General features: G+C 62.7%; 3 protein-coding genes. 2 read left to right on the top strand and 1 reads right to left on the bottom strand.

Features of this window, described 5'->3' with window-relative positions:
• Positions 1–1,615 (top strand): cytochrome bc1 complex cytochrome b subunit (gene qcrB / locus AC5RWX_RS31800; RefSeq protein ID WP_494100174.1); only part of this gene is annotated, 1,615 nt, incomplete at its 5' end.
• A 130-nt stretch (positions 1,616–1,745) separates the two neighbouring features.
• Here qcrB and AC5RWX_RS31795 read toward each other — a convergent pair.
• Entirely contained in the window at positions 1,746–2,516 is a 771-nt protein-coding gene (locus AC5RWX_RS31795) for a GntR family transcriptional regulator (RefSeq protein WP_494100173.1), read from the bottom strand.
• 168 nt (positions 2,517–2,684) lie between these two features.
• Here AC5RWX_RS31795 and AC5RWX_RS31790 point away from each other — a divergent pair.
• Positions 2,685–3,075: HPr family phosphocarrier protein (locus AC5RWX_RS31790; RefSeq protein WP_494100172.1), on the top strand; the 391-nt coding region annotated here is incomplete at its 3' end.

Raw genomic sequence — 3,075 nt, 5'->3', positions numbered from 1 at the left:
GTTTACCGACTTCGTGGATGCCCGTGTGGGCGGTTCCGGAATCCTCCGTGAATTCGGCCGCAAGGTCTTCCCGGACCACTGGTCCTTCATGTTTGGCGAAGTGGCGCTGTACTCTTTCGTCATCCTGCTGCTCTCCGGCACGTTCCTGACGTTCTTCTTTGATCCGTCCATGGCGGAGACGCACTACGACGGCTCGTACGTCCCCCTCAAGGGGGTCGAGATGTCGGTGGCGTACAACTCGTCGCTGGATATCTCCTTCGACGTCCGTGGCGGGCTCTTCATGCGCCAGGTCCACCACTGGGCAGCACTGCTGTTCGTGGCCTCCATCGCCGTGCACATGCTGAGGGTCTTCTTTACCGGAGCTTTCCGCAAGCCCCGCGAAATGAACTGGGTTGTCGGCGGCGTCCTCCTGATCCTGGCCATGGCGGCTGGCTTCACCGGCTACTCGCTCCCCGACGACCTGCTCTCAGGCAACGGGCTGCGCATCATCGACGGCGTGATCAAGTCCATCCCGATTGTTGGCACGTACATCTCGTTCTTCCTCTTCGGCGGAGAATTCCCGGGCACTGCCATCATCGGACGCCTGTACATGCTGCACATCCTGCTCGTACCGGCACTGATCCTGCTGATGATCGTCCTGCACCTCTTTATGGTGGTCGTGCACAAGCACACCCAGTACCCCGGTCCGGGCCGCAACGACAACAACGTTGTGGGTTACCCGCTGGGTCCTGTCTACGCAGCCAAGGCCGGTGGATTCTTCTTCATCGTCTTCGGCGTCCTGGCCCTCATGGCCGGGTTCTTCACCATCAACCCGATTTGGAACTACGGTCCTTACGACCCGTCGCCCGTGTCGGCCGGTACCCAGCCCGACTGGTACATCGGATTTGTTGACGGCGCGCTGCGCCTGATGCCCGGTACCTTGGGAGACTGGCAGGTAGAGCAGGTCTGGTTCGGTTACGTGTTCAGCTTCAACGTCCTGCTCCCGGCCCTTGTACCCGCGGGCATTCTGTTCACGGTGATGTTTATGTACCCGTGGATAGAGCGGTGGATCACCAAGGACGACCGGGAGCACCACGTACTGGACCGTCCCCGCAACGCCCCGACCCGCACCGCGATCGGCATGGCAGGTTTCGTCTGGTACTGCGTGATGTGGGCAGCTGCAGGTTCCGACCTCATCGCAACGCACTTCGGCGTCTCCCTCAACGACGTCACCTACTGGTTGCGCACCCTGTTCATCATCGGCCCGATCATTGCGTTCATCGTCACCAAGCGTGTGGCCCTGGCCCTTCAGCGGAAGGACCGCGAGATCGCCCTCCATGGACGCGAGACCGGACGTATCGTCCGCCTCCCGCATGGTGAGTTCATCGAGGTGCACGCACCGCTGGACGAGTACAAGCGCTACAGGCTCGTGGGCTTTGAGTCACCTGAGGTTCTGCCGGCAGTACCGAACGAGCACGGCGTCGTGACCCGCAAGGAGAAGCGCCGCGCCTTCCTCTCCAAGTGGTTCTTCGAGGACCGTGTGGCTCCCGCTACTCCTGCCGAACTTGAAGCAGCGCACGGCCACGGCCATGCGGCAGTTGAAGCACCCGAGGAAGCGAAGAGCCTGAGCCACTAAGCAGGCAGTTCCATTCCAAACACGTAAGGCCCGGTCTACAAGGACCGGGCCTTTTGTGTGTCCACTCCCCGTCGCCAGGGGGCTGTTGCAGCGCACCACCAGGGCGGGCGACCGGACAAGACCCGCCGTCCTAGTGGTTGCGGGATCGCCGCGCGCCGGGGCGTTGCAGCGGGACCCAGAGCTTGTAGCGGTCCGCGCGGTAATAGGAGACGGAATAGTCCACCATGGTGCGGGAAACAAAGGCGTGGCGCTGGATCTTGAGTAACGGCGAGCCGACTTCGACGTTGAGCAACCGGGCAGTGGACGGCGATGCCGCGGTCGCCTCAATCATGTCCTCACCCCACTCCATAACGAGGCCGAACTGTTCGCTGAGCACGTTGTACAGCGAGGTAGGCGGCTCTCCATCCAAAAGGCCGGGCACACGGTGGGCTGGAATGAAGTTCTCATCCACGCTCATGGGCTCCCCGTCCGCCAACAGGAGGCGCCGAAAGCGGACCAGCGGCGTTCCCTCGTCCAGCTGAAGCTCCCGGGCCAGGAAGGCGCTGGCACCGATTTGTTCGAAGCTCAGTACTTTGGCCGCGGGAACCATGCCGCGGCGCTGCATCTCCTCGCTATACGAGGTCAGCTTCACCTGTAGGTCCAGCTTGGGCCTGCGCACGAAGGTTCCGAGCCCCACTACGCGCTCGATGACTTCTTCACCTACCAGCGCGTCAATCGCCTGCCGCACGGTCATCCTCGCCAACCCAAAGCGCTCCGCCAGGTCACGTTCGGAGGGCAGCGCGGAACCCGGCCGGCACGACTCGGCAATGTAGGTACGGAGTATCTCGCGCAGCTGGACATAGATCGCAGTCCCGCTAGTCCGGTCGATGTCGCCGGCTATCGCCGCTGCGCTAGATGCCACGATGGGTCTCCCCTGGGTTTGCGTTCACCTAGCCATTTTAGGGCAGGTCTAGACCACCCATCGCCGCAAGCCGGCGGCATTTAGCACGACGGGTACACGGGCCGCTATATTTGGACAGGAAAAATTTCACCATTCGACGGATGGGGCCGTCATGAACAAGGAGTCCCGTTGCCAACACAGAAGGCCGTGGTCACGGCCCCGATCGGACTGCACGCGCGTCCGGCCGCTGTATTCGTCAGGGCGGTAACTGAAACAGGGCTTCCGGTGACCATCACCAAGGCCGGCATCAGGAGCGTGGATGCCCGGTCCCTTCTTCAAGTCATGACAGCAGACTTTCCCTACGGCTGCGAGGTGGAACTGGGCATCGAGGATTCGGCCCTGAACGGTGTCCTGACCCGCGAGAAGGCCGAGGACGCCCTCCGGACCCTGGGCGAACTGCTGGGAGACGCAAGGCTCGGAATAAGGCGTTACAAAGGCAACCCGCGCGAAGTGGCCCGGCCACGCCAGCCCGGCCGGCCACAAGGAACAACGACGGCGGGCCCCACCAAAAGGTGGGGCC

The organism is Arthrobacter sp. SPT-J7, from assembly GCF_059089965.1.
The sequence above is the reverse complement of the archived record's forward strand: the minus strand, read 5'-3'. Positions and strand labels throughout refer to the sequence as shown.